The sequence below is a fragment of the Bacillus sp. EKM420B genome (assembly GCF_011065565.1).
Taxonomy (GTDB): domain Bacteria; phylum Bacillota; class Bacilli; order Bacillales; family Bacillaceae; genus Bacillus; species Bacillus velezensis.
In genome coordinates this window covers 119,405-145,395 of the sequence record NZ_JAAMNX010000001.1, presented here as the reverse complement: position 1 = coordinate 145,395, position 25,991 = coordinate 119,405, and the positions used below count along the sequence as shown (strand labels likewise).

The following is a 25,991-nucleotide window of genomic DNA, read 5'->3' as shown; positions in this document are numbered from 1 at the left end:
AACCCTGCACGGAATGATTTCCGCGCAGGGTTTTTTTATGCCATCGGCGATAGAACGTACCTGTGCAAAAGCTTCGCCGTATTAAGAAGCGATAATTCATGCGTGCGTTCAAAAGCGTGTGAAGCGTCAATTCCCGGTCCGATCAGCCCGTGGACGATGTCATGGCCCGAACGGATGGCTGCTGAGGCATCAGAACCGTAATACGGATAAATATCAAGCTGATAATCAATGCCATAGCGCTCCGCAAGCCCGGCCAGATGCTTTCTGAGCTGATAATGGTACGGGCCGCTCGCATCTTTCACGCAAATGGAGACGGTATATTCATCCGTAGACTGGCCGTCGCCGATCGCTCCCATATCAACAGCCAAGTATTCGACGGTCTCAGGAGGAATGTTGGAATTGCCTCCGTAGCCGATTTCTTCATTATTAGAAATCAGAAAATGCGTCGTATACGGAAGTTCGATTTTCTCTTCCGTGATGCGGCGGATTAAATTCAAGAGCAGAGCCACGCTCGCTTTGTCATCAAGATGCCGGGACTTAATAAAGCCGCTAGGCGTAATCTGCACACGCGGGTCAAATGAGATGAAATCGCCGACCCTGATGCCGAGATCGGACGTCTCTTCCTTCGTCCGGACAGGCTCATCAAGGCGGACTTCCATATTCTCCTGATTCCGCTCTGCCTTGCCGGCGTCCTTGTAGACGTGCACTGAAGTCTGATGCATTAAGATGGTGCCTGTATAGGTTTTGCCGGAAGAAGTTTGGATCTCGCAATATTCCCCTTCAATCGAGTGATATCGGAAGCCGCCGATCAAATCAATCTTCAGCCGGCCGTCCGCCTTTATCTCCTTTACCATCGCGCCGAGCGTATCGACATGCGCCGTCAGCAATCTGTGTTTCTTGTCATCACGGCCGGGAATTGTGACAAAAAGACCGCCTTTGCGGTTTCTGTAAGAGGAGACGCCCCATTCTTTTAAAAGACTTTCTGTATAGGCGATAACCTCGTATGTATTGCCCGTCGGACTCGGAATCGACACCAATTCTTTAATCAGTTCCATCGTATATTTCATATTTGCCACAGGTCATTCCTCCTATCAATTTTATTCTTCTTAAAATATACTCTTTTGATCCATAACCCGTCCAATCTTTTCCTGCTCTTTTTTCATAGAATGAAGGGAGCATGAGCATAGGAGGGAAATGTATGATCAGCCGTAAACCGCACAAGCGGAAAAGATTTCATAATGATTGGTTTGAGGATTGGTTTGAGGATAATTGGTCTGGTGCAGCCTTCTGGGGCTGTAAAAAAGAAAAAGATCACTGTAAAAAGAAAAAAGAAGACCCTTGTAAAAAGAAGAAAGATAAAAAGAAGAAAGATAAAAAGAAGCATCATCATTCATGCTGCCGCTGCCGTCATTGGTAATCGTTCACACAAGCCCGTTTTACAAATAGATTCTCATGCTCCCCAAACAGCGGATGCTGCTTGGGTTTTTTTTATTAAAATTAGTACCAAGTAATAATATCAGGTGTTATAATCTGATATAAAGGAGTGATTTTTTCATGTCAAAATCTAAAATTACAGCAATCGGTACATATGCTCCGGCACGCCGATTAACAAACGCGGATTTGGAGCGCATCGTCGATACATCTGATGAATGGATCGTCCAGCGCACCGGTATGAAGGAAAGACGCATTGCCGGCGAACATGAATTCACATCGGATTTGTGTGTGGAAGCGGTGAAAAACCTTGCAGAACGATACAGCGGAACTCTTGATGATGTCGATATGATCCTTGTCGCCACAACGACGGCGGACTATGCGTTTCCAAGCACCGCGGCACGCGTGCAGGCTTACTTCGGCTGGCCGCAAACGGGGGCGCTTGATATTAACGCCACATGCGCCGGACTCACTTACGGCCTTCAGCTCGCAGACGCATTAATTACCGCCGGTTCCCATCAAAAAGTGATTGTCATTGCCGGTGAAACATTATCAAAGGTAACGGATTATACTGACCGGACGACCTGTGTTCTTTTTGGAGACGCTGCTGGCGCCCTATTGGTGGAACGCGATGAATCAGCGCCGGGCTTTTTGGCAGCCGTGCAAGGAACAGCGGGAGGCAGCGCGGACGTGCTGTATCGCACGGGACTGAGCGCAGAATTAAACGGCGAGCCGCTTAAAGGCGGAGGAAATATGGTGCAAAACGGGCGCGAAGTATATAAATGGGCGGCCAGAACCGTGCCTGAGGAATGCAATGCCCTTTTAGAAAAAGCCGGCTTTTCAAAAGACGATCTGGATTGGTTCGTTCCTCACAGCGCCAACATGCGGATGATCGAATCCATCTGTGAAAAACTGCCTTTCCCGCTTGAACGGACATTGACAAGCGTTGAATATTACGGCAACACTTCATCGGTTTCTATTATTCTCGCTTTGGATGAAGCTGTGAAAGCAAAAAAACTGTCGGAAGGCCAGACGCTGGTATTGTTCGGGTTCGGCGGCGGATTGACGTATACCGGACTGTTGGTGAGATGGGGATTTTAATCGAAATCAAAAAAAGAGGCCCTGAGCATCTGCTCAGCGCCTCTTTTTCTTATGCTGTTATTTCTTCTTCCGTTTTGTGTTCTTTTTTGCTTTGCACCGTAAAATACACGATGGTCAGCGCGATCATGACAACGGCGATGCCCAACAGAATGGATGCCTGCTGCCACATATAGCCGTAATCGCCATTTGAAATGACGGCACGGAACCCGTTGATGCTGTAAGTCATCGGCAGTGCCCCGTGAATCACTTGATAGAATCCCGGCAGGAGTTCAAGCGGGAAGGTTCCTCCGCTTGCCCCGAGCTGGAGCACCAGAATGATGACAGCGATAAAGCGTCCCGGATTTCCCATCGTTGTCGCCAATAATTGAATCATCGACAGGAACGCGATGCTGGTAATCATCGTAAAGAGATAGAATCTCCAAGTGCTTTCCACATCAAGCCCGATTCCTTTTAACAGAACCGTGGCGACTATAACGGATTGAATCAGTCCGACGAGCAGAATGACGCTGAATTTGCTGAGGAACCATTCAAAACCGTTTCTCGGACGCCCTGAAGCTTCACTCAGAGGGAATACGACCGTCAGCATCAATCCGCCGACATACAAGCCCATAGAGAGAATATAAGGCGTCAGTCCGGTACCGTAGTTAGGCACGGAATGAATCGCGTTATCGTCCGTTTTTACCGGATCGGCAAACATGCTGTACGTTTTGTCATCTGTCTTAATATCCCCGGTTTGATCAGCCGCATCTTTCAGCTGGCTGGACAATTGTCCGGTGCCGTCTAAAAGCTTGCTTAAACCGGTGCCGAGAGACGCTTGACCCTGCTCAATTTTGGACGAGCCGTCATGGATTTTGTTTTGCGCGTCCAGCAGTTTCGTTAAGCCGCCAGACACCTGGCCGCTCCCTGACACTAACGCTTCTGATCCTGATTTGAGCTGTCCGAACTTGCTGTTGTATTCGCCGATACCGGCCGTCAATTTGTTTTGGCTTTCAAAGACGGTCTGCGCTCCGCTGTACAATTTATCAGTTCCAGCCGTCAGCTGGTTAATCGCGTCTTGTACCGCCGCCGCGCCGTTATACAGTTTCGATGTGGACTGAGGCAGTGCTTTCAGCTGATCAGCCTTCGCTTTTACATCTGCCAGCGCGCTTTTTATGACTGACATATCCGGAAGCTGGATATCTCCGCCGGACGGAAGCTGGCTGACGATATTGTCTAAATCCGGAAGGTCGGCCTTCGGAAGCTTCTCATTCAGAAGCTGAACAAGTTTCGCTTTTTGCTCATCCGTTAAGAAATCACTGTCCTTAATCACCTTTTTGACCGCGTCATCCCGGGCATCCAGGCTGTTTTTCAGATCAGAAAGCTTTTTCTTAAACTGCTGCAATTCCTTTTCAGTCTGCTCAAGCTCGCCAACCGCTTTTTCAATATCTGAGAGGTTGACTGAATTGATCGCATCTTCAAATGCCGCCGCTTTTTGCGACACTTCCTGCGCCTTGCTGTTTAACGCGCTTAATCCATTCGTTAAATCCGGAAGCTTTTGCTGGAGCTGCTTTTGTGCGTCAAGGCTCGTTTTCAGCCCGCTGGCCACTTGGCCTCCTCCTGAAGCAATCTGTCCTGATTTATCTTGAATTTCGGCGCTTGCGCTCTGAAGTTTTGCGATAGAGCTGTCAAGCGTTTGAATTCCGCTTGTCACTTTCGCCGCTCCGTCTGCAAGCTGCTGCGTTTTATCGCCGATGGTGGCGGTGCTTTCAGTAAGCTTCGCTAAATTTTCCTTCAGCTTGGCGCTGCCGTCTTTCGCGTTTTTCGTGCCGTCGTCTATTTTCTTGGCGCCGCTGCTGGCTTTGCCGAGTCCTTTGGCAATATCTTTAAAATTGTCAAAAATGACTTTTGCGTATTGCTCCGTCACTTCTTTCGACACGGAGGCTTTCAGCTTGTCGATCGCCTTTTCGCCGATTGTCGCGCCGACATAGTTTGATCCGGCATTCGTATGATATTTCAGATCCAGCTTCTTCGGATTTTTATCCATTACCGTGCTGGCGTTTTTAGAAAAATCTTCAGGAATCTCGACCAATAAATAATATTTAGCATTTAATAAGTCCTTTAACGATTGATCAAGATCGTTTGAAAAATGCCAATCAAAATTATCATTTTTCTTTAACTCTTTCACAAGATCGTCACCGATCTGAAGATGTTTCCCTTCGTAGTCCGCCCCTTTATCCTGGTTGACAACGACAACCGGCAGCTGATCCACCGTGCCGTACGGGTCCCAGTACGCCTTCAAAAACACTCCGCTGTAGATCAGCGGAACGAATAATATGGCAATGATGGGGATTAACAGTTTCTTGTTCGTTACAATGTCTTTCCACTGGCTTTTTATTGTATTCAACCCTGTTGCCTCCTTCCGCAAACTGACTCATTTGACAAAACGGTCACGGCACCTAAAAAGTGAAGGATCATCTATTATTTAGATAATCCTTGACCAACATACATTTCCAGCAATTCGGCGATCGTCTCTTTTTCAAGAGGCGGATGGTTTTTTTCCCAGTCAAATATCAGCGCGATGTAGAGCTTGAGCATCACAAAAGCGGTCAGTTCCGGATCACACGGTTTAATGCTTCCGTTTTCAATGGCTGTTTCTATCTTTTCTTTAATGTATGACAGAATGGCCCGCTCCATTTTCGCAATGACATCCTGAACGGCTATTGTACCAATCTCAGCGTTCTCCTGAAAAATTTTAATAGTCAGCTGGTGTGTTTTTCTGAATTCCAAAATCGCGATAAGCGCCCGGTGAACATTTTCGTGAAATGAAAGCTCCGGTTTCATCGCTTCGTCTGCGTGTTCCTTCATTTCTCTTAAAATAGTGGTGAAAATATCATCAAACAGTTCTTCTTTGTTTTTGAAAAACGTGTAGATGGTTCCCTTCCCCACATTTGCAAGCTTTGCCACCAGATCCATTGTCGTTGCTTTGTAGCCGAATTGTGTAAAAGACTTCGTTGCCGCTTCCAGAATGAGCTTTTTCCGATCGACGGACATGTTTCCCACCTCGTTAAATTGACCGTTTGAACGTTTTAGTCATTTTGTACATAAGATAACTTATCACAGTCGCAGAGAAGATTCAAATGTTTTTTCTCTTTATTGGTGTTCCCTTTACAGAACGGGAACATGCAAAAAAACCTCCGTTTTACGATAACGGAGGCTGGTACGTTTCAAATAAATAAGCCAGTGAATCATATACGGCGGCTTTTCCCTGGTCAATACAGTCGGGGATGCCCACCCCTTCGAAAGACGCGCCCGTCGCGTATACGCCCGGATAGGAAGCTTTCAGCGCATCTCTGAACTCTTTGATGCGCTCCTTATGGCCGACATGGTATTGCGGCATGCTTTCGTTCCAGCGGGTCACACAGGTCATTTCCGGTTCGCCATTTATTTTCATTACTTTTTTCAAATCTTCCATTACGATTTTAATGATCTCGTTATCTGAAAGATCTACGATGGATTCATCTCCGGCCTTTCCGACGTACGCCCTGAGAAGCGTTTTGCCCTCCGGCGCCGCGTGCGGCCATTTTTTATTCGTCCATGTGCAGGCCGTGATGGAGAAATCGCTGTTTCTTGAGATAACGAATCCCGTACCTTCATGCTCCATCTTGACGGCTCCCTCAGGAAAACCTAAGGCGACGTTGGCAACGGACGTAGAATGCATGTCTTTGAGACATGAAACCGCCGGCAGATCAGAAAGCATTTTCGCCGCGGCTTTATGCGGGGCTGTCACTATGCATCCTTCCGCATAGAGCACTTTGCCGTTATCAAGCGTCACGGAATATCCTTTCTCCTCGCGGCCGATATGGGTGACTTTCGTTCCTTTCATCACCTTTGTCAGCGTAAGCTGCTTTTCCAGCTCCTCCACCAACGTTTGAAGTCCTGTCGTCAGCGTTAAAAACTGGCCCTGCTTTTTGGCCGTCAGCTGCTGTCCCGAAGGCTGCGGACGTGATTTTTTCATACCGAGAATCAGGCTTCTGTGCTTTTGCTCAGTCTGATAGAATTGCGGAAACGTGGACATGAGGCTCAGCTTATCAATATCTCCGGCATAAATCCCTGATAATAGCGGTTCTATTAAATTCTCAACGACTTCGTCACCGACGCGTCTGCGGAAAAATTCACCGAGAGACTGATCTTCCTTCGGTTTGCTCGCAGGCAGGACAAAGTCAAGCGCCGCCCGCGCTTTTCCGGGAACAGAAAATAAACCGGTGGAGATGAACGGAGCGATTTTGGTCGGAATGCCCATCACCGCGCCCTTCGGCATCGGATGAAGCGTCTCATTGACGAGCACGTAAGACTGGCCGGTCGCATTGTTGACGAGCAGATGCTCAAGCCCCAAATCCTTAACGAGCTGCGGCGCGCTTTTTTTCCTTTCCAAAAAAGAATCCGGCCCCCGCTCAATGATGTAGCCGTCTTTATGCGCCGTCTGAATTTTGCCGCCCGCTCTCGGTCCCGCTTCGATCAGGGTGACCTCAAGCGGCAGCTGTTTTTCCTTGATTTCTTTTTCCATGTAGAAGGCGGCGGCTAATCCCGTTATGCCGCCGCCGATGATGACCAGATGTTTTTTATCGCCACTCATTTTTATCGCCTTCTTTACCGTTTAATTCTACTTGTCCAGCTCTTTCAGCACGACCGCTGCAAGCGCGTCGATAAATTCAGGCTGTGCGTTCGGCATGGCCGGACGATAGTAGCTTGCGCCGACTTCTTCGGTCACAGCTTTGCATTCATAATCATTATCGTAAAGCACCTCTAAATGATCGGCAACGAAGCCTGCGGGCACGTATACAAATGCTTTATAAGGATGCTTTTGATACAGCTCGCGCGTGAGATCCTGCACATCCGGCCCGAGCCACGGATCAGGGGTGTTCCCTTCGCTTTGCCAGCCGACTGCGTAATCAGTAATTCCGGCGCCTTCGGCAATCAGTTTTGCGGATTCCTCCAGCTGGTCAGGATACGGATCGCCGTATTCTTTAATTTTTTCAGGAAGGCTGTGCGCTGAGACGATCAGCATCGCGTCACCCCGTTCTTCTTTCGGCATTGACTCATACGTTTTCTTCACCTGGCCGACCCAATAATCAACGAATTTCGGTTCATCATACCAGCTTTCAACAGACTTGATGGTCAAGCCGCCGAGCTTCTCCGCTTCTTCTTTCGCGCGTTTGTTGTATGACTGGACGCTGAATGTTGAAAAATGAGGGGCGAGCACAAGGCTGACAGCTTCTGTAATGCCGTCTTTATGCATGTCCGCCACCGCGTCTTCAATAAACGGTTCAATATGTTTTAATCCGATGTACACTTTGAATGTTACGTCGTCCTGGATTTCATTTAAACGCTGTGCGAGCTTCTCCGCCTGCTCCTGCGTGATTTTTGCCAGCGGCGAAATGCCTCCGATCGCTTCATATCTGTCTTTTAAGTCTTGAAGCATGTGCGGCTCAGGCTTTCTTCCGCGTCTGATATGTGTATAATAACGTTCTATGTCTTCTTCTTTGTAAGGCGTTCCGTAAGCCATGACGAGAAGTCCCATTTTCTTTTTGCTGCTCATTTAGTTAAACACCTCTTTTGATGGTCTGTCTACCTTGATTTTGACAGGAAAATCTTCTTATAACCAACGATCTGCTCAGGAAGATTGTTCCGTTTTTTGGGCCGCGGAGTATTCATGTACAAACGCCGTCAGCTTTTTCAGCGTTGCCGGATTGACATCAGGAAATACGCCGTGCCCTAAATTGAAAATAAACCCGTCCGTCTTCATGCCTTGATCAAGTATCGCTTTCGCTTTTTTCTCGATGACTTCCCAAGGCGCAAGAAGAAGCGACGGATCAAGATTGCCCTGAACCGTTTTTGTAATGCCTTGTTTTCTGGCGTCATCTATGCCGAGTCTCCAATCAAGACCGACGACATCAAGAGGAAGGTCATGCCAATCCCCGGCCAGGTGGCTTGCGCCTACGCCGAACATGATCAGCGGAACTTGCTCTGCTGAAAGCTCCCGGAATATTCTGTCCATCACCGGTTTTATAAACTGCCGGTAATCTTCGCGGTTCAGCGCGCCGACCCATGAATCAAAAATCTGAATGGCTTTTGCGCCGGCATTAATCTGCGCTTTTACATAAACGATAATCATGTCCGCCAGCTTGTCCATCAGCATTTGCCACGCTTGCGGCATACTGTGCATAAACGCTTTTGTTTTGTTGTAATTTTTAGAAGGTCCGCCTTCAATCATATAACTGGCCAGCGTAAAAGGCGCTCCCGAAAAACCGATGAGCGGAACATTCAGCTGTTCGTTTACGAGTAATCGGATCGTTTCCAGCACATAAGGAACATCCTGTTCGGGATTCAGTTCGCCGAGCTTTTCAATATCCGCAGCAGAGCGCACCGGCTGATCGATCACCGGGCCGATTCCGTTTTTTATTTCAACATCCACTCCGATATAAGGAAGAGGCGTCATAATATCTTTATATAAAATGGCAGCGTCCACTCCGTACTGCTCGACCGGGAGCCTCGTCACATACGCGCACAGCTCGGGCTGATGCGTAATTTCGACTAAGCCGTACTTTTCTTTCAGCTTGCGGTATTCCGGCTGAGACCTCCCCGCCTGTCTCATGTACCAGACAGGGACGTGATTTGTTTTTTCTCCCCGTGCCGCTTTTAAAAACGTATCATTAAACGCTTCTCGTTTACTCATCTGAATTTCCACCTTTCCTCCTGCAACCATACGTTCGTGTTCTTCGCCCATTACACTATACCTTGTTTTTTCTGAATGGTATAGAATTGAGGCTTAATGTTCAAAAAATCGCCGAATTCATGATTAAGAAGAAAAAAGCTTCGGCTGAACGTATTCCGTTCCCTCTCCTTCTTGATTCGTCTGTGAATTATATGGAACGACTTTGTATGAAGCCCCTGAAAACAGATTGGCGTACGGTATGTCAAAGCTGCCTTTTCCTTTCACCGAATCCAGAAGCTTGTCTTTTCCGTCTTTCTTCTCATATATTCGGTAAACAACCCGATCATCCTTTTGAATATCCCATTTTAATTGAACCGTAATCAGTCCCATCGCCTTAAATGTATAACGGGCCGACAGGGATTTTACCGCCTCCAGCTCAATCGGGCTGCCCAGTTCCTTCACATTTTCAGGCTTTTTGAATGCCCGGCCGTTTTCCCCCGCTTTTGTGACGATATCTTTAAAGAGTCTGACCGGGTACTGGCTTCCGCCTTTCAGGTAATGGGTTTTATCCGTTTTGTCATAGCCCATCCAGACGGCTCCCGTCAGTCCGGGAGTGTATCCCGCAAACCAGGCGTCCTTTGTCGCGCCGGGGATGCCGGTAAATGTGGTCGTGCCGGTTTTCCCCGCCAGGTCACCTTGATAGCTGCCTTGTGAAGCGGTTCCTTCTTTTACGACCTGCTGTAGCATTCTCGTCATATTCCATGCCGTCTGTCCGCTGAAGACGCGCGTTTTGCCGTTTTTAGGCCCGGATAACGTTTCTCCGTCTTCGTCCGTGATGTTCTCTATAAAAAATGGCTTCGTATACATTCCGTTTGCGGCAAAGGTATGATAAGCTCCGGCAAGCTGAAGCGGAGTGACGCCTTCAGACAGACCGCCCAGCGCAATCGCGAGTCCGTTGTCAGAAATGTTCATGCCGTTTTTCTCAAGATACGATTTTCCCGTATCCACGCCGATCTGCTTCAATGTCCAGACAGCGGGCGCATTTATGCTGTAAGTGATCGCGTCCTGCATCGTCACTTCCCCCTTGTACTGTCCGTCATAATTTTTCGGTTCATACCCGTCGTAGGACGTCAGTTTGTCTTGGAGAAGCGAATACGGTTTGAACTTGTCTTCCTGCATGGCGGGCCCGTATACGGCAATCGGCTTAAACGTTGAGCCCGGCTGCCGCTTCGCCGTAACCCTGTTGTATCCTTTTGCCACATAGTCGCGTCCGCCGACCGCCGCGCGCACGCCTCCGGTTTTATTATCAATAAAGACGGCGCTTCCCTCTGCCGCCTGACCCGTCCCCGGAAAATAGCCGCTTTCCTTCATGAGGGTATATGCCGTTTTCTGCAGCTTGGAATCAAGTGACGTCCGGATCGTATAGCCGCCTTGAAGCAGCTGTTCTCCTGACATCGAATAACGGTCTTCCGCCTCCTTGATGACAAGATCGATATAACTGTCAAACCAAGGCGTTTCTGATGTTTTCTTGATATTAAGCCCCAATGTCCGGCCCTGGGCTCTGACGGCTTCCTTGGCGCTGATATAGCCTTGATCGTTCATCATTGCAAGAATCGTATCGCGGCGTTCTTTATTTTTATCCGGATGCTGAATCGGCGAATAAAGAGATGGCGCCTTCGGAATCGCTGCCAGAACGGCTCCTTCTGCAACGGTTAAATCTTTTACTTCTTTATTAAAGTAGTAGTGGGACGCGGCTTGAATGCCGTAAACGCCATGGCCGAAATAAAGCTGGTTCAGGTACATTTCAAGCAGCTTGTCCTTGCTGTAATCACGCTCAAGATTGATGGCGATAATGACTTCCTTCGTCTTGCGCAAAAATGTTTTATCATGAGTCAGAAAAATGTTTTTCGCCAGCTGCTGGGTGATCGTGCTTCCGCCCTCCACCTTGCCGCCTGCTAAAACATCCCGGAACACCGCCCGGCCGACAGACTTCACATCAATGCCGTGATGTTCGTAAAACCGTTTATCTTCAACGGCGATAAAGGCATCTCTCACATCTTCCGGAACCTGCTGAATGGATACCGGCTCGCGATTTTCCGTATAGAGGCTCGCGATTTCATCACCGTTTTGATCGACGATTTTTGAAGATGCGTGCAGTATTAATTTCTTTTCATCGATGACATAATGGCCGAGAAATATAATGATAATGTATCCGATTAACGCGAGAAAAGCGGTTGCCGCCGCAATTACAGCCGGAATAAAGAATCTTTTTTTCTTTTTCAGCATAAGTCACCTCGCCTTTCTTAACTTGTAGTATGGGAAATATTGTTTCGAATTATGTCAGAATGAGTCGCCAATAGAAACTTATACCACTCTTTTGATATACTAGCAAGCAGGAGGTGGCTGATATGAAGGTTTATATTACATATGGGACAGCCGATTTTTTAAAGACGATTGCCAAGAAACACCCGAGTGAGAATATGGTGCTGATGCAAGGGGAGGATAATGCGGTTTTAATTCATGAAACAAATGGAGAAACCGTTTTTCAGGCGCCCCATTCCTATGAAAGCATCGACAGCGTCGGGGAAATCAAAAATCCGGGCTACGCCGTCCTCAACAACATCGCCGTTACCCAGGAAGGCCGTCCGCTGTTTGAAAACCGGTTTAAAAACCGCGCCGGCAAAGTGGAAAATGAACCCGGTTTTAAAGCCATCCGCGTATTAAGACCGCTCGAAGGCGATACGTATGTCATTTTGACCCTGTGGGAAGAGGAAAAAGCCTTTCAGGATTGGCAGCAGTCAAACTCTTATCAGGAAGCTCATAAAAAACGCGGAACATCTGCCGGCATCGACACGACGTCTATTTTTTCCCGTCCGTCTTATGTAACCGCTTATTACGCAATAGACTAAAAAACCGCCGGAGATTCTCCGGCTTTTTTGATGTCCCGATTTTACGCATCCTTCTTTGCACCTTCCGCCCGCCTATGAATACCCTGTAGCAATCCTATTTATAAACGGAGTGGTTCAATTGGGGATCGGCGTCTACTCGGTACATCTGCTTTATGTTGCTTTTATCGCGGCCATTATCGTTTTTATGCTTCTCAGAAAAGATACAACCTTTATTTCACTCGCCGGCATTTTTGTGATTGCGCTATGGACGACGCATTCATTCTCCGCTTCGGTCAGCAGCCTGTTTCACAGCTTTACGTATGCCGCCGGAGAATTGCTGCCGACGATTTTTATTATTTGTTTTATCGTGGCGATGAGCGGCCTTTTGACCGAAACCGGTATTAATGAAGCGATGATTTCTCCGTTTGCAAAGCTGATGAAAGGGCCGGCTGTCGCGTATTGGGTTATTGGCTGTCTGATGTTTGCCATCTCTCTTTTTTTCTGGCCGTCACCCGGGGTGGCGCTGATCGGCACTGTGCTGCTTCCCGCAGCGATCCGGGCGGGCCTTTCTCCGATTGCCGCGGCTATGGCGATGAACCTGTTCGGCCACGGATTCGCTTTATCGGGCGATTACGTCATTCAGGCGGCCCCGAAATTAACGGCCGACGCCGCGGGCATTCCCGTGAGCGATGTCATGCAGGCAAGTATTCCGCTCGTTTTGATCATGGGGTTAACGACGACAATCACCGCTTTCTTCCTCATCATGCGGGATCGAAAAAAAACGAAGGCCCCCCTCTCCTTGGACAGCTCCGGTTCTTTGGACACAAGTATGTATCTGCCGAAAAAACTCAGGGTGATCCTGGCGGTTTTCATTCCGCTTGTTTTTCTCGCCGATATTATCTGCATGATCGTATACCGCCTCCAAGGAAACGATGCGACGGCACTCGTCGGAGGAACCGCGATCGGCATTCTCCTGATCATTCATTTCATTGTATATAAAGAGCGGCATTTAGAAAAGATCACCGAGTATTTTATCGGCGGTTTTCAATTCGGCTTTAAAGTATTCGGCCCCGTCATTCCGATCGCGGCCTTCTTTTATCTCGGTGACGCGGGGTTTAAAAATATTTTGAACACCCCGCTGCCGAAAGGGTCTGCGGGGATCGTCAATGACCTCGGACTGGCCCTGTCCCATTCTTTTCCGATGTCCGGAGAATTCGCCGGCATCGCCCTGGCCGCAGTCGGTGCGATTACCGGGCTCGACGGGTCTGGGTTTTCCGGTATATCTCTTGCAGGCTCGATGGCAAAGCTGTTTTCCGCCGCGCTTCATACGGACCCGTCCGTTTTAACGGCGCTGGGCCAGATTTCAGCGATCTGGGTCGGGGGCGGAACATTGGTCCCTTGGGCACTGATTCCCGCTGCGGCTATTTGTAAAGTTGACCCGTTTGAGCTTGCCAGGAAAAACTTTATCCCGGTTGCGGCCGGACTTATCGTCACGACGATCGCCGCCATCATCATTCTCCCGTAGCAAAAAGATTGAAATCTTCTGACATTTTCTATACAATCATGGGAAAAGCAGACGAGGGGGCATCGCTTTTGACGTTAACGACACTTCAAAAAAGCTTAAACGCTCAGCTTGACGGGCTGTATGAGGAAATGGTTGAAATCAGGCGTCACCTTCACATGAATCCCGAGCCATCCTTTAAGGAGAAAAAAACACCGGCGTTCATCGCCTCATTTTATGAAAAGCTTGGCGTTCCCATCCGGACGAATGTCGGGGGAAACGGTGTCACAGCCTGTATTGAAGGCGGTGAACCGGGACCGGTCGTGGCACTCAGAGCTGATTTTGACGCTTTGCCGATACAGGATGAAAAAGATGTGCCCTATGCTTCACAAATTCCCGGCGTCATGCACGCCTGCGCGCATGACGGCCATACGGCGGCTCTGCTCGCGGCCGGAAAAGTGCTGTACCGCAACCGGGAAAAACTGAAAGGGTCATTTGTGATGATCCACCAGCACGCTGAGGAATTATCTCCCGGCGGAGCAAAAGCAATGATTGAGGACGGCTGCCTCGAACATGTCGATGCCATTTTCGGCACACACCTATGGGCGACTGAACCCGTCGGAACGGTCTTATGCCGCCCGGGCCCAGTAATGGCCGCCGCTGACGGCTTTACGATTAAAGTCATCGGCAAAGGCGGCCACGGCGCGATCCCTCACGATACGAAAGACGCCGTTTTAATCGGCTCACAAATCGTCACGGCTCTTCAGCATATCGTCAGCCGGCGGGTAAATCCGGTGCAGCCGGCCGTCATCTCAGCCGGCTCGTTCACCGCTGAAAATCCGTTTAATGCGATTGCCGATCAGGCAGTCATATCAGGCACCGTCCGCTCATTTGACGAAAGTGTGCGCAGCCTGCTCGAAGCAGAAATAGAAGCCGTCGTAAAAGGAATCTGTTCCATGCACTCCGCTTCCTATGAATATCGTTTCAAACGCGGCTATCCCGCCGTCGTCAATCATCCTGAGGAAGCGGCGCACGCTGCGGCAGCCGCAGCGGAAACAGACGGTGTTACGAAAGTCGTTGAAGGAGAGCCGCAGATGGCGGGAGAGGATTTTTCCTATTATCTGCAGCATACAAAAGGCGCTTTTTTCTTTACGGGCGCCGCTTTAGAAAACGCGGAAACCATTTATCCTCATCACCACCCGAAATTTGATTTTAATGAAAAAGCGATGCTGACGGCCGCCAAGGTGCTTATCGGCGCCGCGGTAAGCTACCCCTGCTGACATAAAAAACAGCCGGTACATTACGTACCGGCTGTTGTGATTCTTAAATGAAAAACGTGCCTTGCCGTCTCACCGAGCTGTGACAGCAGTTTATAATTGGCCGCTCCGCCCACGGCGGCTCCGACGACCGGCAAAAGCTGAAACAATTTCACCACGTCCAGATAATCGCGGTATTCCTGCTGAAAAACTCTCCAATCGACATCATGCTTTTTCGAATCCCACTGTTCAATCATTGAGTATATGCGTTTCCGCTGTTCACCGCTTGAGAAAGCCAGCTGAAAAATAAACAGCAAAAACAATCGCTCATCCCTGTCTTTCACATCATAGCCGTAAATGGAGGCAAGATCGAACAGACATTTCATTTTAATGGATAGCAGCAAAGGAAAATCAGCCATTCCTAAAAAAATTCCGCCGGCCCCCGTACCGATACCTTCGGCTGCCGCGACCTTTTGGTACGATGCGATGGTTTGTCTGGCGAGGGCATCTTTTTCAGCAAGCGTCATACCGTTTGTATCCCGCTTGCTTTTCACCAGATTTGAACCCGTCATTGTTGCTTCGGTCATTTTTTTAATGCTTTCTGTGATGACGGCATGAATTTTATCGGGAATCCGCTCATTTATTTTCGCCTGCATTCCTTTAGAAAAGCGTTCAAGCATGGAATCTTTGCGCAAAAAACGCGCTTTCCATTGCAGTGCTTCCTGTACCAGCTGCTGATCGTCGGTCATCTGTGTCTCCTTCTTTCATTGAGGTTTCAAAAACCCGATTGATTACAGCTTGCCGTACTTTTTCAATCTTCCGCCCATATACGAAGGCATGATCACAAAAATCAGAACGGCTGAAGCAACGGCCGCATACAGCGCCCCGCTGACTCCCGCGGCATAGGCTGACGCTGCACAGAGCAGCAGCGCCTGCACGGTTAATGCCGATTTCATCAGCGAAAAGAAACTTTGCAGCTTCGCTTTCTGATTGACCGGGTAAAGCTCCTGCAGAGAAAGATGATGAAAATGCCCGAACAGCGGAAGAAGCTGTATTCCCGTAATAAAGACGGTAAATACGGTTAACGCCGCCGTGATCCACGGATTGGCGGAAACGAGCATAATAATCAGGATAAAAATAATCGTGAGCCTGACCTGAATGCCGAGATAATCATTTGAACGCAGAAAGGCCCGCGCATACATATAGGAGAACGTTTTCCGCTGCTCAAACGGAATCATTCTGAGCAAAAAGTCGAGATACGCCCGGCGTTTTGCCTGTTTTTTCAGGTGAGGCACATCGGTAAACAGATTGGCGATTCTGTAAAACCGCTGCTTCCTTCTTAATTCATATTCAATATGAGCTTCCCATTTCAATGATTTATGTTTTGCGGCCGATGTAAAATACACATAAAGGCCGGCCATCACAATGTAGACGGCGGCAGCGTACACATAAAACGACTGTAAGACGAAGTATAAAAGCAGCATATTGCAGATAAAGCGTATGACCGCATCCATCATTTTCATGCTTCTGTCATTCATAAACGTCATCCGCCACTCCATGGCCTGATTCCACGCTTTTACCGCCAGCATCTGAATAAATACGGCGGCATACGACGCAAGCGACGCCCCCGGACTTACAGCGAAAAACAGAGGCATGCATACAAGCGACAGAGCAATAAGCGGAAACAGCTGTGACAGATAGCTGTACTTAAATGAATGCTTAAAGTATGTCCCCATTTTCGGTTCAAGCGGCAGCAGAAACACGAGGTCCGCTTCCTTTAACAGCGTCCGGACGTATGAACCGGTCAGCACAAATGAAAAGAGCACCGCCATCACCCAAAATGAGGGAAAATGAACGGGAATGTCTTTGACCCACTTGCTGTACCAGCTCGCCGCGCCGGCAATAAAAAAGATCAGCACAATGACGAGATGATCATTGAGCATATATTTCATATACATTCTGGTTTCCTTTATATGCTCTTCAAGCCGGGACTGCCAAATAGTAGACATATTATTCATGGCCGGCGTCTTCCTTCGTCAGTTCAATATACAAGTCATCAAGAGCTGCGTCTTTCATGCCGAACTGCTCTCTCAGTTCTTCCAGTGTGCCGCTTGCCCGCACTTCGCCGTTATGTAAAATAATGAAAGCGTCACAGTAGCGCTCTGCCGTAGCCAGGATATGCGTTGACATCAGCACGCTTGATCCGGCTTTTTTCGCGGCGTCCATCCGCTCCAGCAATGCATTGATCGCCAGCGGGTCAAGGCCGAGAAACGGCTCGTCAATGATATAAAGCGAAGGCTCCGCGAGAAACGCGCACATGATCATGACCTTCTGCTTCATCCCTTTGGAAAAGTGAGCGGGAAACCATTTCAGCCTTTTTTCCATTCTGAATTCTTTCAGAAGCGGAGGAAGCCTTTTTTCAAGCGTTTCTTTGGAAAGGCCGTACGCCATGGCCGTCAGCTCCAGATGCTCTTTGAGCGTCAGTTCTTCATACAGCACCGGCGTTTCGGGGATGTACGTAAATTGCGAGCGGTAGCTTTCCTTATCCTCCGAAAACGTCTTGCCGTTCAGCTCGATCGAGCCTTTATGCGGGTCCATTAATCCGATAATATGCCGGATCGTCGTGCTTTTGCCCGCGCCGTTTAATCCGATGAGTCCGACAATCTGGTTCGGCTCAAGGGTGAATGAAACATTTTTTAAGACCGGGTTTCTCGTATAACCGCCGGTTAAGTCTTTTACCGATAGCAGAGACATAATTTCTCCCCTTCTGATTCGTTTTTCTTCATAGTACCAAAAATAAAGTCTGATTTGAAACGATTCCCTTTTTTTCTCACGTGAAAAGCGTGCATAGTTATCGTTTTGGCGGACATCATAATGTATGTAGAAGGAAACAGCTTTAATCAACTGAAAATGAGGTGTTTATAAAAGACGTCTTAGAACAGTTGGATGAAAATCAACATGTCCTGTGCTTACAATTTCTTCACACACTGCTTTGATGATGTTCTTCATTCATGATGAAATAATCAAATGAGGTGTTTGTCCCAGGAATGATTAAGCAGACCCATAAGTCTTCATTTTAAAAACAAATGAGGTGCTTACAAAAGGCATATTTAATTTTCTGTGATAAAGCTCGTACTTCTGCATCAGGGTGAACGCGCAGCCGTTCATCCTGTTTTTTGTTTTGGCCGTTTTTGTGGTACGATGAGAATATACATATATTTCTTTTCAGGGAGGAAACCCATCTATGCACAAAGCGGACGATTGTATTTTCTGCAAAATCATTGCCGGTGACATTCCGTCTTCAAAAGTATACGAAAATGAACATGTTGTGGCGTTTCTTGATATCAGCCAGGTCACAAAAGGCCATACGCTCGTGATCCCGAAAACACATATCGAAAACGTGTACGAGTTTACGCCTGAGCTTTCTAAAGAATATTTTGAAGCGGTGCCGAAAATCGCACGCGCCATCCGCGATGAATTCGAGCCGATCGGGCTGAATATTCTCAATAACAACGGTGAAAAAGCGGGCCAATCGGTGTTCCATTTTCACATGCATATCATTCCGCGTTACGGAAAAGGCGACGGTTTCGGGGCTGTCTGGAAGACCCACGCCGAAGACTATGCGCCTGACGATCTTCAGGAGATCGCTTCAACCGTCAGAAAACGGCTTGCCTCATCTTAAAGATGAGGTTTTTTTGCGTCCGGTAACACAAAAAACATAAAATTATATTTTTTCATATCAAAAAAATCAAAAAATTGTGATAGGATAATTGTATTATTTCTTACACTAAAGCGGAAAACAGGGAGAGATCGTAAACATGGAACGTACAACGAATTTCAATGCAGGACCCGCAGCCCTTCCACTGGATGTGCTGCAAAAAGCACAGAAAGAATTTGTCAACTTCAATGACACCGGCATGTCCGTCATGGAGCTGTCCCACCGGAGCAAAGAATATGATGCGGTGCATCAAAAAGCAAAAAGCCTTCTGAAAGAACTGATGGATATTCCCGACGATTATGATATTTTATTTCTTCAAGGCGGCGCAAGCCTTCAATTCTCCATGCTGCCGATGAACTTTTTAACGCCGCAGCAAACGGCGCACTTCATCGTAACGGGCGCATGGTCTGAAAAAGCGCTCGCCGAGGCGAAACTGTTCGGAAACACATCTGTCACGGCAACAAGCGCAGATTCAAACCATAACCACATACCGGAAGCGGACCTCACAGGAATCAAAGACGGCGCCTACCTGCATCTTACGTCCAACAACACGATTTTCGGAACGCAGTGGAAAGAGTTCCCGAATTCACCGATCCCGCTCGTAGCCGACATGTCAAGCGACATCCTGAGCAGAAAAATTGATGTCAAAACGTTTGATGTCATCTATGGCGGAGCCCAGAAAAACCTCGGTCCGTCCGGCGTCACGGTCGTCATCATGAAAAAATCATGGCTTGAAAACGAAAACGCCAACGTCCCTAAAATTTTGAAATACTCCACACATACAAAAGCCGATTCACTGTATAATACGCCGCCTACATTTGCGATTTATATGCTGAGCCTCGTCCTTGAATGGCTGGCTGAAAACGGAGGTGTCGAAGCGGCTGAACGGCGCAATCAGGAAAAGGCCGACGTCCTGTACGGCACAATCGACGCAAGCGGCGGGTTTTACGCGGGGCATGCTGCAAAAGACAGCCGTTCTCACATGAACGTCACATTCACCCTCCGCGACAGCAGTCTCACGAAAAAATTCGTTGAAGAAGCGAAAGCGGCTAAAATGACCGGACTCGGAGGCCACCGCTCAGTCGGAGGATGCAGGGCGTCTATCTACAACGCCGTCAGCCTGGCTGATTGTGAAAAACTGGCTCAGTTTATGAAAAAGTTCCAGCAGGAAAACGAATAAATTTCTTCTAACATAACGGTTCCTTTGATATACTGTTTGCATATCAATTTTTCCGGCCATCGCAATAAATGACGAGCATATTATTGGATGGCGAAAAAGCTTAGCAGAGGAGAGCTTAGTATGAAAACAAAAGAATTAGTCATTATGGCCCTGTTTGCGGCAATCGGAGCGGTGCTTCATTCCATTATGCCGCCGGTATTATTCGGAATGAAACCCGATATGATGCTTGTGATGATGTTTATGGGTATTCTGTTATTCCCCCGTGTGCAGAACGTGCTGATGATCGGGATTGTAACGGGAATCATTTCCGCACTCACGACATCTTTTCCGGGCGGACAGCTTCCGAATATCATTGAAAAACCGGTAACGGCGTTTCTGTTTCTCGCGCTGGCGCTTTTGGTGAAAAAGAGCGTAAAGACAGCGGCGGCCGCCGTCATTACGATAGCCGGCACCTTCATCTCCGGTTTGCTCTTTTTGGCGCTGGCCCTTCTGATTGTCGGCCTGCCGGGCGGATTCACCGCCTTGGTGCTCGCGGTCGTCCTTCCGGCGGCTGCGCTGAATGCGATCGCCATTATCATTATGCATCCGATTGTGCAGACGATCTTAAAACGGTCCAATATGATTGAAACGGTGAAATAACCGCATACCGAAACCTCTTCCGGCCGGAAGAGGTTTTTTAATGTGTTTCAGCATGTTTTATACGAGAAGTTTTGTGAAAAAGATAAGGAACAATGCGAGGGCGGTTCCTGCTGAGCAGACGATGGCCTTTTGGCGGACGACCCGCTTCGGCGGATAAGAAGCGGCCTGACCGAGCAGTTTCAGGTAATAAACGGCGCCCGCCGCAAAGACAAGAGCCATACAAGATAAAACAATCATAAAGACAGACAACCTTCTCCCTCCTTTTCCCTTAAAAAATATGCTAAAATAAAGCAAGCTATGTATAGAAGTTTATTCTTCTGAACAAAAATGATAAAAGTTATGAGAAAAAAAACGGGGTGATTTCAAATGGCTGACGGACGTTCCCTTTTAACAGGCCTTTTCGTAGGCGGATTGATCGGAGGCGCAGCGGTGTTACTTTCGGCTCCTTCATCCGGAAAAGAGCTGCGGGGCAAAATCAAAGCGAATTGCAATTCAATTGAGGACACAATCAAACGGTTAAAAAAAGACGGAATGGCGCTTAAGGACCAGCTTGTCCAAACGGCGAAAGAAAGCGCAGAAGTCATTAAAGACGTAGGCGGAGAGCTTCAGACCAGCATTAAAAGGTGGCAGGAGGAAATCAAGCCGCACCAGCAGGATCTCCAAAAGGAAATCGCTGATATTGAAGAGAAAATCAGACAGCTGGAGAAAACCTTACAAAACTAATATCCTATACAACCAAAAAAAGTGCGGACATATTGCGTTCCGCACTTTTTTTTGCGGTTTAAAGCCTTTCCCAGCAACGGATGAAGAATTTATTATAAAATTCTTAAATTTTCATCTTTATTAATCTTTATTTTATTGGCATAATAGAGGAAAAGAAAATGTGAAGCAGGTGATCTGTATTGAATCGTGTTGAACCGCCTTACGATCTAAAAGAAGCTTTAATCTATACCCAAAAAATGGCGCAGCTGTCCAAAGCGCTCTGGAAATCTATCGAGAAAGACTGGCAGAATTGGCTGAAGCCGTACGACCTTAATATTAATGAGCATCATATATTATGGATTGCCTATCAGCTTAAAGGAGCTTCTATTTCAGAAATCGCCAAATTCGGCGTTATGCACGTATCAACTGCATTTAACTTTTCAAAAAAGCTTGAAGAACGGGGATATCTGAAATTTTCCAAGCGGCTGAATGATAAACGGAACACGTACATTCAGTTAACAGAAGAAGGGGAAAATGTATTCGAAAGCCTGCTTGAGGAGTTTGACCCGTCGAGAAACGCGGTGTTTAAAGGCTCACAGCCGATCTACCACTTATTCGGGAAGTTTCCGGAAGTTGAAGAATTAACCTGTGTCATCCGCCACATTTACGGCGAAGATTTTATGGAGATATTCGAGAAATCATTGACAAACATAAACAATGATTTTGATAGTGAAGACGGAAGGCTGAAGAAAAAAACGGACGAATCGGCTGTCCATGAAACGGCTGAAGAGCTGGAACCGATCAACAGTTAATCAAAGTGCTTCATAATCTCAATAAATTCTTCCATCAGCGCTGTATAAAGCCCCTGCTCATACAGAGCAAAAATCGTTTCATGAACATCTAATTTTTCGTTAAGCTGTCCCGCAAAAAGCGCAAGGAGCTTGTCAAACGTCACAAAGCCTTGCGCTTTTTGCGACTTCAGCTCGTCCTCCAATTCGCGGCAGATCCGCCCGACCTCTTCTCCTTCTTCTTCGGTCAGCCCTTTTTCAATCATCATCGCATAAAAAGGGTACTTATCCATATCCACCGTTTTCACCAGCAATTGTATGTAATATTCTAAACGCCCGATACGCTGATCCATTGAATCCATCCGTTTCACTTCTTTCTATCTTTAATCTTATTTTAGCTGATAATGAATAGAGAAGAAAGGTTAAACCGTACATTTCCATGTTTCACCGAGCTCTTCTGTTCTTCCCTTTCCGGGGTTATTTTTTTTCTTTAAAAAAGGATTGATTTTTTCTCCTGAAGAGAGTAAATTATTTTGAGATTGTATTCCATCTTTGTACGGAAGGATGACTCTGATGAATTGCTGGAAAACCATTAATCTGATCAAAGATTATGGTGCGGTTCGTTTATTATTGACTGCTGTAGGTTTTATGATCCTGTTTTTTATATGCAACTTCTTGGCATTCGGGCTGCTGCGTCCGAATATCAGTTTAAGTGACGGGCACGTGTTTGCTTTTTGTGTTCTGCTCGTTGTTACTTTATTTGTACATAAAGTCATACATGTCCTGCCGATGATCTGTAAAAAAAGAAAAAAGGAAATGAAAATGTACTTCTTGCGGATGCCGACATGGAAAGGCATACCGAAAACGACGATGCTGATTTCTACGATCAGCCCGTTTTTATTCATTACGCCGTTATTGTTTTATGCCGGACTGGCATTTCCGAGACACGCTCATTACTTTTATATGATTTCGAGCATTCATGCGGGTTATTGCCTGCCTGATCTTCTGTTTGCGCTGCACCTGGTCAAAGCGCCCAAATCATGTCTGATTGACCAGGAATCCGACGGTTTTGATATTTTAGTAAAAAAAGTGCCGGAGTCTTGATATCCCGCTGATTTTTCAGGTTACATTCTATCTTTTTTAATAAATATTTGGTAATGTAATATGGGAGCAGTTCAGAGAGAGGGGGAATCTCCCATCATTTTATTCTATTTTATCGTGGCTGCCCTGTTTATTCTTTATTTCATAAACAGGCTCACAAATACATTATGCCTTGTCAGAGAGATTCCTGAAGACCGGCAGGATAAGGTATTCCGTTTTATTAATGTATCTATTTTAATTTTACTGATCTCTTCATTCGTCGAGATCTCCTTTACTGTGTAAACAGGCAAAAAAATATGGCTGACGGAGGTCTGACCCCCGACAGCCATATTTTTTTCTTAATAAAGCCAAGAAGCGCCGATGATGATCAATAAGATGAACAGAACAACCAATAATGCAAAACCGCCTGCAAATACTTCACCCATCTCCAAAAGCACCTCCTACAAAACGTTTTATTTTTCCAATTACATCATATGCAATTTACTTCTGAAACGATTAGGCGCCCGGGTAAGAAAACGGACCGCTTTTAGAAAAAGCGATCCGTTTCGCTTAACAAATGTAAGCTGCACCTACGATGATAAGCAATATGAACAGTACTACGAGCAGTGCGAAACCGTTTGAATATCCTCCGCCCATGGTTCATTACCTCCTTTTCATGATCAATATATTTGTATGTATCAGGAAAAAGTTTGACTAGACGAATGCCCTTTATTTAAAATCTTTTTACAGAAAGCCACAATATGTTATGATACGCATATGCAATTTAATTTGGATGATTAGGAGTGTTTAAAGGAATGAAGAAAATCGCGATAGCAGCTATTACGGCAACGAGCGTCCTGGCTCTCAGCGCTTGCAGCAGCGGCGACAACGACGTGATTGCCAAGACGGATGCCGGAAATGTAACAAAAGGCGAGCTCTACACGAATATGAAAAAAACCGCGGGCGCAAGTGTGCTGACACAGCTCGTACAAGAAAAAGTATTAGCAAAAAAATACAAAGTATCGGATAAAGAAATCGATAACAAGCTGAAAGAGTACAAAACGCAGCTCGGCGATCAGTACAGCGCCCTTAAACAGCAGTACGGCGAAGATTACCTGAAAGATCAGGTGAAGTACGAACTGCTTGCACAAAAAGCGGCGAAAGACAACATCAAAGTGACTGACTCTGATACGAAAGAATATTACGACGGCTTAAAAGGTAAAATCCGTGCGAGCCACATCCTTGTCGCTGACAAAAAGACAGCTGACGAAGTGGAGAAAAAGCTGAAAAAAGGCGAGAAGTTTGAAACGCTTGCGAAAGAATATTCAACTGACAACTCAAAAGACAGCGGCGGCGACCTTGGCTGGTTCGATAAAAAGTCAATGGATGAAACATTCAGCAAAGCTGCATTCGGTCTGAAAGTCGGACAAGTCAGCGATCCGGTCAAAACAAAATTCGGTTATCATATCATCAAAAAGACAGAAGAACGCGGCAAATATGATGACATGAAAAAAGAACTGAAAGAAGAAGTTCTTAAACAGAAATTAAACGACAACTCAGCTGTACAGGCGGCAATTCAAAAAGTCATGAAAAAAGCTGACGTAAAAGTGGAAGACAAAGACTTAAAAGACACGTTTAACACTTCAACTTCTTCTGAATCTAAATAAAAAAACTGTGCGGGCTCTCGGCGAGCCGCACAGTTTTTTTATGCGATGGAATGATTGGAGTTTTCTTCCGCATCCGCGTTTTCACTTGCGGGCGCCGCCATACGGCGCTCGCGTTCCTGTTCCATCCGTTCAATATACACCCTTCCTTCTTTTTCAATAAACGACTGGTCAAGCTTTTCCTCTTCTTTAGCTGTTGTGAAAAGCTTATAGGCGCTGAAAATAATTCCGATAATGCAAAGGTATACCCACCAAGGAAAAAATAGCACGTCGGTTTCCTCCCTTTTTCACCAAGAGTCTTTATTCTAAGCTATGCTTGATAAAGACAAGTTATGAGAGCTGAACGTAAAAAAGACCGATCATAGAGAATCGGCCTTTTTATCTTATTGATGGAACGTCGGTTTGTAGAAAGAACGGTTTTCAAGCGCAAATACACGCTCTGTGTATTCGCCCGGCTTCACCCGTTCCAGCGCTCTGTCCATCATGATCATTTTGGCATCCAGATTGTCAATGTAGTGCAGAATTTCCGCTTCTTTCACCATCGGCGGTTTCGGGCTTCCCCATTCCGCTTTTCCGTGATGGCTTAAAATCAAATGCTTCAGAATCAGCACTTCTTCAGCGTCAATCTGAAGCTCTTCGGCTGCTTTTGAAAGCTCTGTCACCATGATCGAAATGTGCCCGAGCAGATTCCCTTCCACGGTGTACGTCGTGGAGACGGGGCCTGAAAGCTCTTTTACTTTGCCGAGATCATGCAGAATGACTCCGGCATACAGTAAATCCCGGTCAAGAGACGGATACAGATCGGCAATCGCTTTTGCCAGGTTCAGCATGGACACTACATGATACGCGAGCCCGGAGACGAACTCATGGTGGTTTTTAGCCGCCGCCGGGTAATCCATAAACTCAGCCGCATATTTTTTGACCAGATGTCTTGTGATCCGCTGGATGTTTGGATTTTTCATTTCAAAAATGTATTGAGTGACGGTTTCCATCATTTCATTTTTCGGAATCGGCGCCGTTTCCAGAAAATCATCAATACTGACATTTTCGTTCTCGCCGGCCGGCCGGATGTTTCTCAGCTTAAGCTGGTTTCGTCCGCGATAGTGATGGACATCTCCGATCACCTTCACGATCGTCTGCGCCGCGTACGTTACTTCATCAGTCGGTTTGGCATCCCACAGCTTCGCTTCGATATCTCCCGATTGGTCCTGCAGCATTAACGTCAGGAATGGTTTTCCGTTGCTTGCGATTCCCTTAGTCGAAGATTTAATCAGAAAGTATTGATCGACCTGCTCGCCGACCTCGTGCAGCATAATACCTTTTGCCATTCTATTAAAAGCTCCCTCCATATC

The 25,991-nt window shown here is 47.0% G+C and carries 29 protein-coding genes; 13 read left to right on the top strand and 16 right to left on the bottom strand.

The window, feature by feature from the left end; genetic code table 11:
• Nucleotides 1-35 precede the first annotated feature (35 nt).
• Complete coding sequence (locus G9F48_RS00785) at nucleotides 36-1,067, bottom strand: M42 family metallopeptidase (protein WP_241264882.1); 1,032 nt, start codon at nucleotides 1,065-1,067, stop codon at nucleotides 36-38.
• Between the two features lie 131 nt (nucleotides 1,068-1,198).
• On the opposite strand from G9F48_RS00785, the gene G9F48_RS00780 reads away from it, so the two are divergent.
• Both G9F48_RS00780 and fabHB read left to right on the top strand, forming a co-directional pair.
• On the top strand, nucleotides 1,199-1,417 hold the full coding sequence (locus G9F48_RS00780) for a hypothetical protein (RefSeq protein ID WP_017417388.1): 219 nt from the start codon (nucleotides 1,199-1,201) through the stop codon (nucleotides 1,415-1,417).
• Between the two features lie 137 nt (nucleotides 1,418-1,554).
• Nucleotides 1,555-2,532 carry a beta-ketoacyl-ACP synthase III FabHB gene (gene fabHB / locus G9F48_RS00775; RefSeq protein ID WP_014417343.1) on the top strand — a complete coding sequence of 326 codons (978 nt, stop codon included), beginning with the start codon at nucleotides 1,555-1,557 and terminating at the stop codon, nucleotides 2,530-2,532.
• A 49-nt stretch (nucleotides 2,533-2,581) separates the two neighbouring features.
• On the opposite strand, the gene G9F48_RS00770 is transcribed toward fabHB, so the two are convergent.
• The 6 genes from G9F48_RS00770 to G9F48_RS00745 all read right to left on the bottom strand — a co-directional run bounded on the left by G9F48_RS00770 (nucleotide 2,582) and on the right by G9F48_RS00745 (nucleotide 11,509).
• Entirely contained in the window at nucleotides 2,582-4,915 is a 2,334-nt protein-coding gene (locus G9F48_RS00770; RefSeq protein ID WP_014304734.1) for a YhgE/Pip domain-containing protein, read from the bottom strand.
• Between the two features lie 74 nt (nucleotides 4,916-4,989).
• On the bottom strand, nucleotides 4,990-5,562 hold the full coding sequence (locus G9F48_RS00765; RefSeq protein WP_032874350.1) for a TetR/AcrR family transcriptional regulator: 573 nt from the start codon (nucleotides 5,560-5,562) through the stop codon (nucleotides 4,990-4,992).
• A gap of 148 nt (nucleotides 5,563-5,710) precedes the next feature.
• Entirely contained in the window at nucleotides 5,711-7,144 is a 1,434-nt protein-coding gene (gene hemY / locus G9F48_RS00760; protein ID WP_003155220.1) for a protoporphyrinogen oxidase, read from the bottom strand.
• Between the two features lie 27 nt (nucleotides 7,145-7,171).
• Nucleotides 7,172-8,107, bottom strand: a complete 936-nt coding sequence (gene hemH, locus G9F48_RS00755) for a ferrochelatase (RefSeq protein ID WP_165408872.1) — start codon at nucleotides 8,105-8,107, stop codon at nucleotides 7,172-7,174.
• A gap of 75 nt (nucleotides 8,108-8,182) precedes the next feature.
• On the bottom strand, nucleotides 8,183-9,244 hold the full coding sequence (hemE, locus tag G9F48_RS00750) for a uroporphyrinogen decarboxylase (protein ID WP_032875175.1): 1,062 nt from the start codon (nucleotides 9,242-9,244) through the stop codon (nucleotides 8,183-8,185).
• Between the two features lie 123 nt (nucleotides 9,245-9,367).
• Nucleotides 9,368-11,509: a transglycosylase domain-containing protein gene (locus G9F48_RS00745; RefSeq protein ID WP_165408871.1), complete on the bottom strand. Its 2,142-nt coding sequence runs from the start codon at nucleotides 11,507-11,509 to the stop codon at nucleotides 9,368-9,370.
• 122 nt (nucleotides 11,510-11,631) lie between these two features.
• On the opposite strand from G9F48_RS00745, the gene hmoB reads away from it, so the two are divergent.
• From hmoB to G9F48_RS00730, 3 genes are all read left to right on the top strand, one after another.
• On the top strand, nucleotides 11,632-12,132 hold the full coding sequence (hmoB, locus tag G9F48_RS00740) for a heme-degrading oxygenase HmoB (protein ID WP_003155224.1): 501 nt from the start codon (nucleotides 11,632-11,634) through the stop codon (nucleotides 12,130-12,132).
• A gap of 118 nt (nucleotides 12,133-12,250) precedes the next feature.
• The gene (locus G9F48_RS00735) at nucleotides 12,251-13,636 is read left to right on the top strand and encodes a hypothetical protein (RefSeq protein ID WP_165408870.1); all 1,386 of its coding nucleotides are present in this window, start codon (nucleotides 12,251-12,253) and stop codon (nucleotides 13,634-13,636) included.
• A gap of 68 nt (nucleotides 13,637-13,704) precedes the next feature.
• Nucleotides 13,705-14,892, top strand: a complete 1,188-nt coding sequence (locus G9F48_RS00730) for a M20 family metallopeptidase (RefSeq protein WP_165408869.1) — start codon at nucleotides 13,705-13,707, stop codon at nucleotides 14,890-14,892.
• 20 nt (nucleotides 14,893-14,912) lie between these two features.
• On the opposite strand, the gene G9F48_RS00725 is transcribed toward G9F48_RS00730, so the two are convergent.
• The 3 genes from G9F48_RS00725 to ecsA are packed head-to-tail and all read right to left on the bottom strand — an operon-like array spanning nucleotide 14,913 to nucleotide 17,622.
• The gene (locus G9F48_RS00725) at nucleotides 14,913-15,617 is read right to left on the bottom strand and encodes an EcsC family protein (RefSeq protein ID WP_077722013.1); all 705 of its coding nucleotides are present in this window, start codon (nucleotides 15,615-15,617) and stop codon (nucleotides 14,913-14,915) included.
• A gap of 42 nt (nucleotides 15,618-15,659) precedes the next feature.
• Nucleotides 15,660-16,886: an ABC transporter permease gene (locus tag G9F48_RS00720; RefSeq protein WP_156735236.1), complete on the bottom strand. Its 1,227-nt coding sequence runs from the start codon at nucleotides 16,884-16,886 to the stop codon at nucleotides 15,660-15,662.
• Nucleotides 16,879-17,622, bottom strand: a complete 744-nt coding sequence (gene ecsA, locus G9F48_RS00715; protein WP_003155231.1) for an ABC transporter ATP-binding protein EcsA — start codon at nucleotides 17,620-17,622, stop codon at nucleotides 16,879-16,881. Before ecsA ends, G9F48_RS00720 begins: the two co-directional genes overlap by 8 nt.
• A 490-nt stretch (nucleotides 17,623-18,112) precedes the next feature.
• Between ecsA and G9F48_RS00710 the strand changes: the two genes are divergently transcribed.
• The 3 genes from G9F48_RS00710 (at nucleotide 18,113) to G9F48_RS00700 (ending at nucleotide 20,405) form a co-directional block, all read left to right on the top strand.
• On the top strand, nucleotides 18,113-18,550 hold the full coding sequence (locus G9F48_RS00710; protein WP_057080120.1) for an HIT family protein: 438 nt from the start codon (nucleotides 18,113-18,115) through the stop codon (nucleotides 18,548-18,550).
• Nucleotides 18,551-18,686: 136 nt separating this feature from the next.
• Nucleotides 18,687-19,766, top strand: coding sequence for a 3-phosphoserine/phosphohydroxythreonine transaminase (serC, locus tag G9F48_RS00705; RefSeq protein ID WP_060386843.1), 1,080 nt, complete (start codon nucleotides 18,687-18,689; stop codon nucleotides 19,764-19,766).
• Nucleotides 19,767-19,886: 120 nt separating this feature from the next.
• Complete coding sequence (locus tag G9F48_RS00700) at nucleotides 19,887-20,405, top strand: tryptophan transporter (RefSeq protein WP_003155234.1); 519 nt, start codon at nucleotides 19,887-19,889, stop codon at nucleotides 20,403-20,405.
• A gap of 57 nt (nucleotides 20,406-20,462) precedes the next feature.
• Here the strand turns inward: G9F48_RS00700 and G9F48_RS00695 are convergent, their stop codons facing one another.
• Nucleotides 20,463-20,654, bottom strand: a complete 192-nt coding sequence (locus tag G9F48_RS00695; protein ID WP_007409223.1) for a hypothetical protein — start codon at nucleotides 20,652-20,654, stop codon at nucleotides 20,463-20,465.
• Between the two features lie 117 nt (nucleotides 20,655-20,771).
• Between G9F48_RS00695 and G9F48_RS00690 the strand changes: the two genes are divergently transcribed.
• A complete protein-coding gene (locus G9F48_RS00690; RefSeq protein ID WP_007409224.1) occupies nucleotides 20,772-21,128 on the top strand; it encodes a YtxH domain-containing protein in 357 nt (118 codons plus the stop codon).
• 179 nt (nucleotides 21,129-21,307) lie between these two features.
• A complete protein-coding gene (locus G9F48_RS00685; protein WP_003155240.1) occupies nucleotides 21,308-21,919 on the top strand; it encodes an HTH-type transcriptional regulator Hpr in 612 nt (203 codons plus the stop codon).
• Here G9F48_RS00685 and G9F48_RS00680 read toward each other — a convergent pair.
• Nucleotides 21,916-22,257 carry a YhaI family protein gene (locus G9F48_RS00680; RefSeq protein ID WP_015388481.1) on the bottom strand — a complete coding sequence of 114 codons (342 nt, stop codon included), beginning with the start codon at nucleotides 22,255-22,257 and terminating at the stop codon, nucleotides 21,916-21,918. The two genes, G9F48_RS00685 and G9F48_RS00680, sit on opposite strands and share 4 nt — an antisense overlap.
• Nucleotides 22,258-22,468: 211 nt before the next feature.
• Here G9F48_RS00680 and G9F48_RS00675 point away from each other — a divergent pair, with 211 nt between their 5' ends.
• Complete coding sequence (locus tag G9F48_RS00675; RefSeq protein WP_007409225.1) at nucleotides 22,469-22,999, top strand: DUF3267 domain-containing protein; 531 nt, start codon at nucleotides 22,469-22,471, stop codon at nucleotides 22,997-22,999.
• Nucleotides 23,000-23,059: 60 nt separating this feature from the next.
• Nucleotides 23,060-23,278, top strand: coding sequence for a hypothetical protein (locus G9F48_RS00670; protein WP_003155245.1), 219 nt, complete (start codon nucleotides 23,060-23,062; stop codon nucleotides 23,276-23,278).
• A 56-nt stretch (nucleotides 23,279-23,334) separates the two neighbouring features.
• On the opposite strand, the gene yhzE2 is transcribed toward G9F48_RS00670, so the two are convergent.
• Together yhzE2 and yhzE1 are read right to left on the bottom strand one after the other, a co-directional pair.
• Nucleotides 23,335-23,421 (bottom strand): sporulation protein YhzE2, encoded by an 87-nt coding sequence (yhzE2, locus tag G9F48_RS00665; protein WP_003155248.1) that lies wholly within the window; start codon nucleotides 23,419-23,421, stop codon nucleotides 23,335-23,337.
• Between the two features lie 124 nt (nucleotides 23,422-23,545).
• Nucleotides 23,546-23,632 (bottom strand): sporulation protein YhzE1, encoded by an 87-nt coding sequence (gene yhzE1, locus G9F48_RS00660; RefSeq protein WP_017417375.1) that lies wholly within the window; start codon nucleotides 23,630-23,632, stop codon nucleotides 23,546-23,548.
• A 158-nt stretch (nucleotides 23,633-23,790) separates the two neighbouring features.
• Here yhzE1 and G9F48_RS00655 point away from each other — a divergent pair, with 158 nt between their 5' ends.
• Nucleotides 23,791-24,642 carry a peptidylprolyl isomerase gene (locus tag G9F48_RS00655; protein WP_165408868.1) on the top strand — a complete coding sequence of 284 codons (852 nt, stop codon included), beginning with the start codon at nucleotides 23,791-23,793 and terminating at the stop codon, nucleotides 24,640-24,642.
• A 38-nt stretch (nucleotides 24,643-24,680) separates the two neighbouring features.
• Here G9F48_RS00655 and G9F48_RS00650 read toward each other — a convergent pair whose 3' ends face one another.
• Both G9F48_RS00650 and yhaM read right to left on the bottom strand, forming a co-directional pair.
• A complete protein-coding gene (locus G9F48_RS00650) occupies nucleotides 24,681-24,908 on the bottom strand; it encodes a sporulation YhaL family protein (RefSeq protein ID WP_007409227.1) in 228 nt (75 codons plus the stop codon).
• Between the two features lie 114 nt (nucleotides 24,909-25,022).
• Complete coding sequence (yhaM, locus tag G9F48_RS00645) at nucleotides 25,023-25,967, bottom strand: 3'-5' exoribonuclease YhaM (protein WP_003155251.1); 945 nt, start codon at nucleotides 25,965-25,967, stop codon at nucleotides 25,023-25,025.
• Nucleotides 25,968-25,991: the final 24 nt, after the last annotated feature.

Bases quoted from the DNA above. Each gene is read 5' to 3' on its own strand.
- G9F48_RS00785 (WP_241264882.1), bottom strand. From the start codon at position 1,067: ATGAAATATACGATGGAACTGATTAAAGAATTGGTGTCGATTCCGAGT.
- G9F48_RS00780 (WP_017417388.1), top strand. From the start codon at position 1,199: ATGATCAGCCGTAAACCGCACAAGCGGAAAAGATTTCATAATGATTGG.
- fabHB (WP_014417343.1), top strand. From the start codon at position 1,555: ATGTCAAAATCTAAAATTACAGCAATCGGTACATATGCTCCGGCACGC.
- G9F48_RS00765 (WP_032874350.1), bottom strand. From the start codon at position 5,562: ATGTCCGTCGATCGGAAAAAGCTCATTCTGGAAGCGGCAACGAAGTCT.
- hemY (WP_003155220.1), bottom strand. From the start codon at position 7,144: ATGAGTGGCGATAAAAAACATCTGGTCATCATCGGCGGCGGCATAACG.
- hemH (WP_165408872.1), bottom strand. From the start codon at position 8,107: ATGAGCAGCAAAAAGAAAATGGGACTTCTCGTCATGGCTTACGGAACG.
- hemE (WP_032875175.1), bottom strand. From the start codon at position 9,244: ATGAGTAAACGAGAAGCGTTTAATGATACGTTTTTAAAAGCGGCACGG.
- G9F48_RS00745 (WP_165408871.1), bottom strand. From the start codon at position 11,509: ATGCTGAAAAAGAAAAAAAGATTCTTTATTCCGGCTGTAATTGCGGCG.
- hmoB (WP_003155224.1), top strand. From the start codon at position 11,632: ATGAAGGTTTATATTACATATGGGACAGCCGATTTTTTAAAGACGATT.
- G9F48_RS00725 (WP_077722013.1), bottom strand. From the start codon at position 15,617: ATGACCGACGATCAGCAGCTGGTACAGGAAGCACTGCAATGGAAAGCG.
- G9F48_RS00720 (WP_156735236.1), bottom strand. From the start codon at position 16,886: ATGAATAATATGTCTACTATTTGGCAGTCCCGGCTTGAAGAGCATATA.
- ecsA (WP_003155231.1), bottom strand. From the start codon at position 17,622: ATGTCTCTGCTATCGGTAAAAGACTTAACCGGCGGTTATACGAGAAAC.
- G9F48_RS00710 (WP_057080120.1), top strand. From the start codon at position 18,113: ATGCACAAAGCGGACGATTGTATTTTCTGCAAAATCATTGCCGGTGAC.
- serC (WP_060386843.1), top strand. From the start codon at position 18,687: ATGGAACGTACAACGAATTTCAATGCAGGACCCGCAGCCCTTCCACTG.
- G9F48_RS00700 (WP_003155234.1), top strand. From the start codon at position 19,887: ATGAAAACAAAAGAATTAGTCATTATGGCCCTGTTTGCGGCAATCGGA.
- G9F48_RS00690 (WP_007409224.1), top strand. From the start codon at position 20,772: ATGGCTGACGGACGTTCCCTTTTAACAGGCCTTTTCGTAGGCGGATTG.
- G9F48_RS00680 (WP_015388481.1), bottom strand. From the start codon at position 22,257: ATGGATTCAATGGATCAGCGTATCGGGCGTTTAGAATATTACATACAA.
- G9F48_RS00675 (WP_007409225.1), top strand. From the start codon at position 22,469: ATGAATTGCTGGAAAACCATTAATCTGATCAAAGATTATGGTGCGGTT.
- G9F48_RS00670 (WP_003155245.1), top strand. From the start codon at position 23,060: ATGGGAGCAGTTCAGAGAGAGGGGGAATCTCCCATCATTTTATTCTAT.
- yhzE2 (WP_003155248.1), bottom strand. From the start codon at position 23,421: ATGGGTGAAGTATTTGCAGGCGGTTTTGCATTATTGGTTGTTCTGTTC.
- yhzE1 (WP_017417375.1), bottom strand. From the start codon at position 23,632: ATGGGCGGAGGATATTCAAACGGTTTCGCACTGCTCGTAGTACTGTTC.
- G9F48_RS00655 (WP_165408868.1), top strand. From the start codon at position 23,791: ATGAAGAAAATCGCGATAGCAGCTATTACGGCAACGAGCGTCCTGGCT.
- yhaM (WP_003155251.1), bottom strand. From the start codon at position 25,967: ATGGCAAAAGGTATTATGCTGCACGAGGTCGGCGAGCAGGTCGATCAA.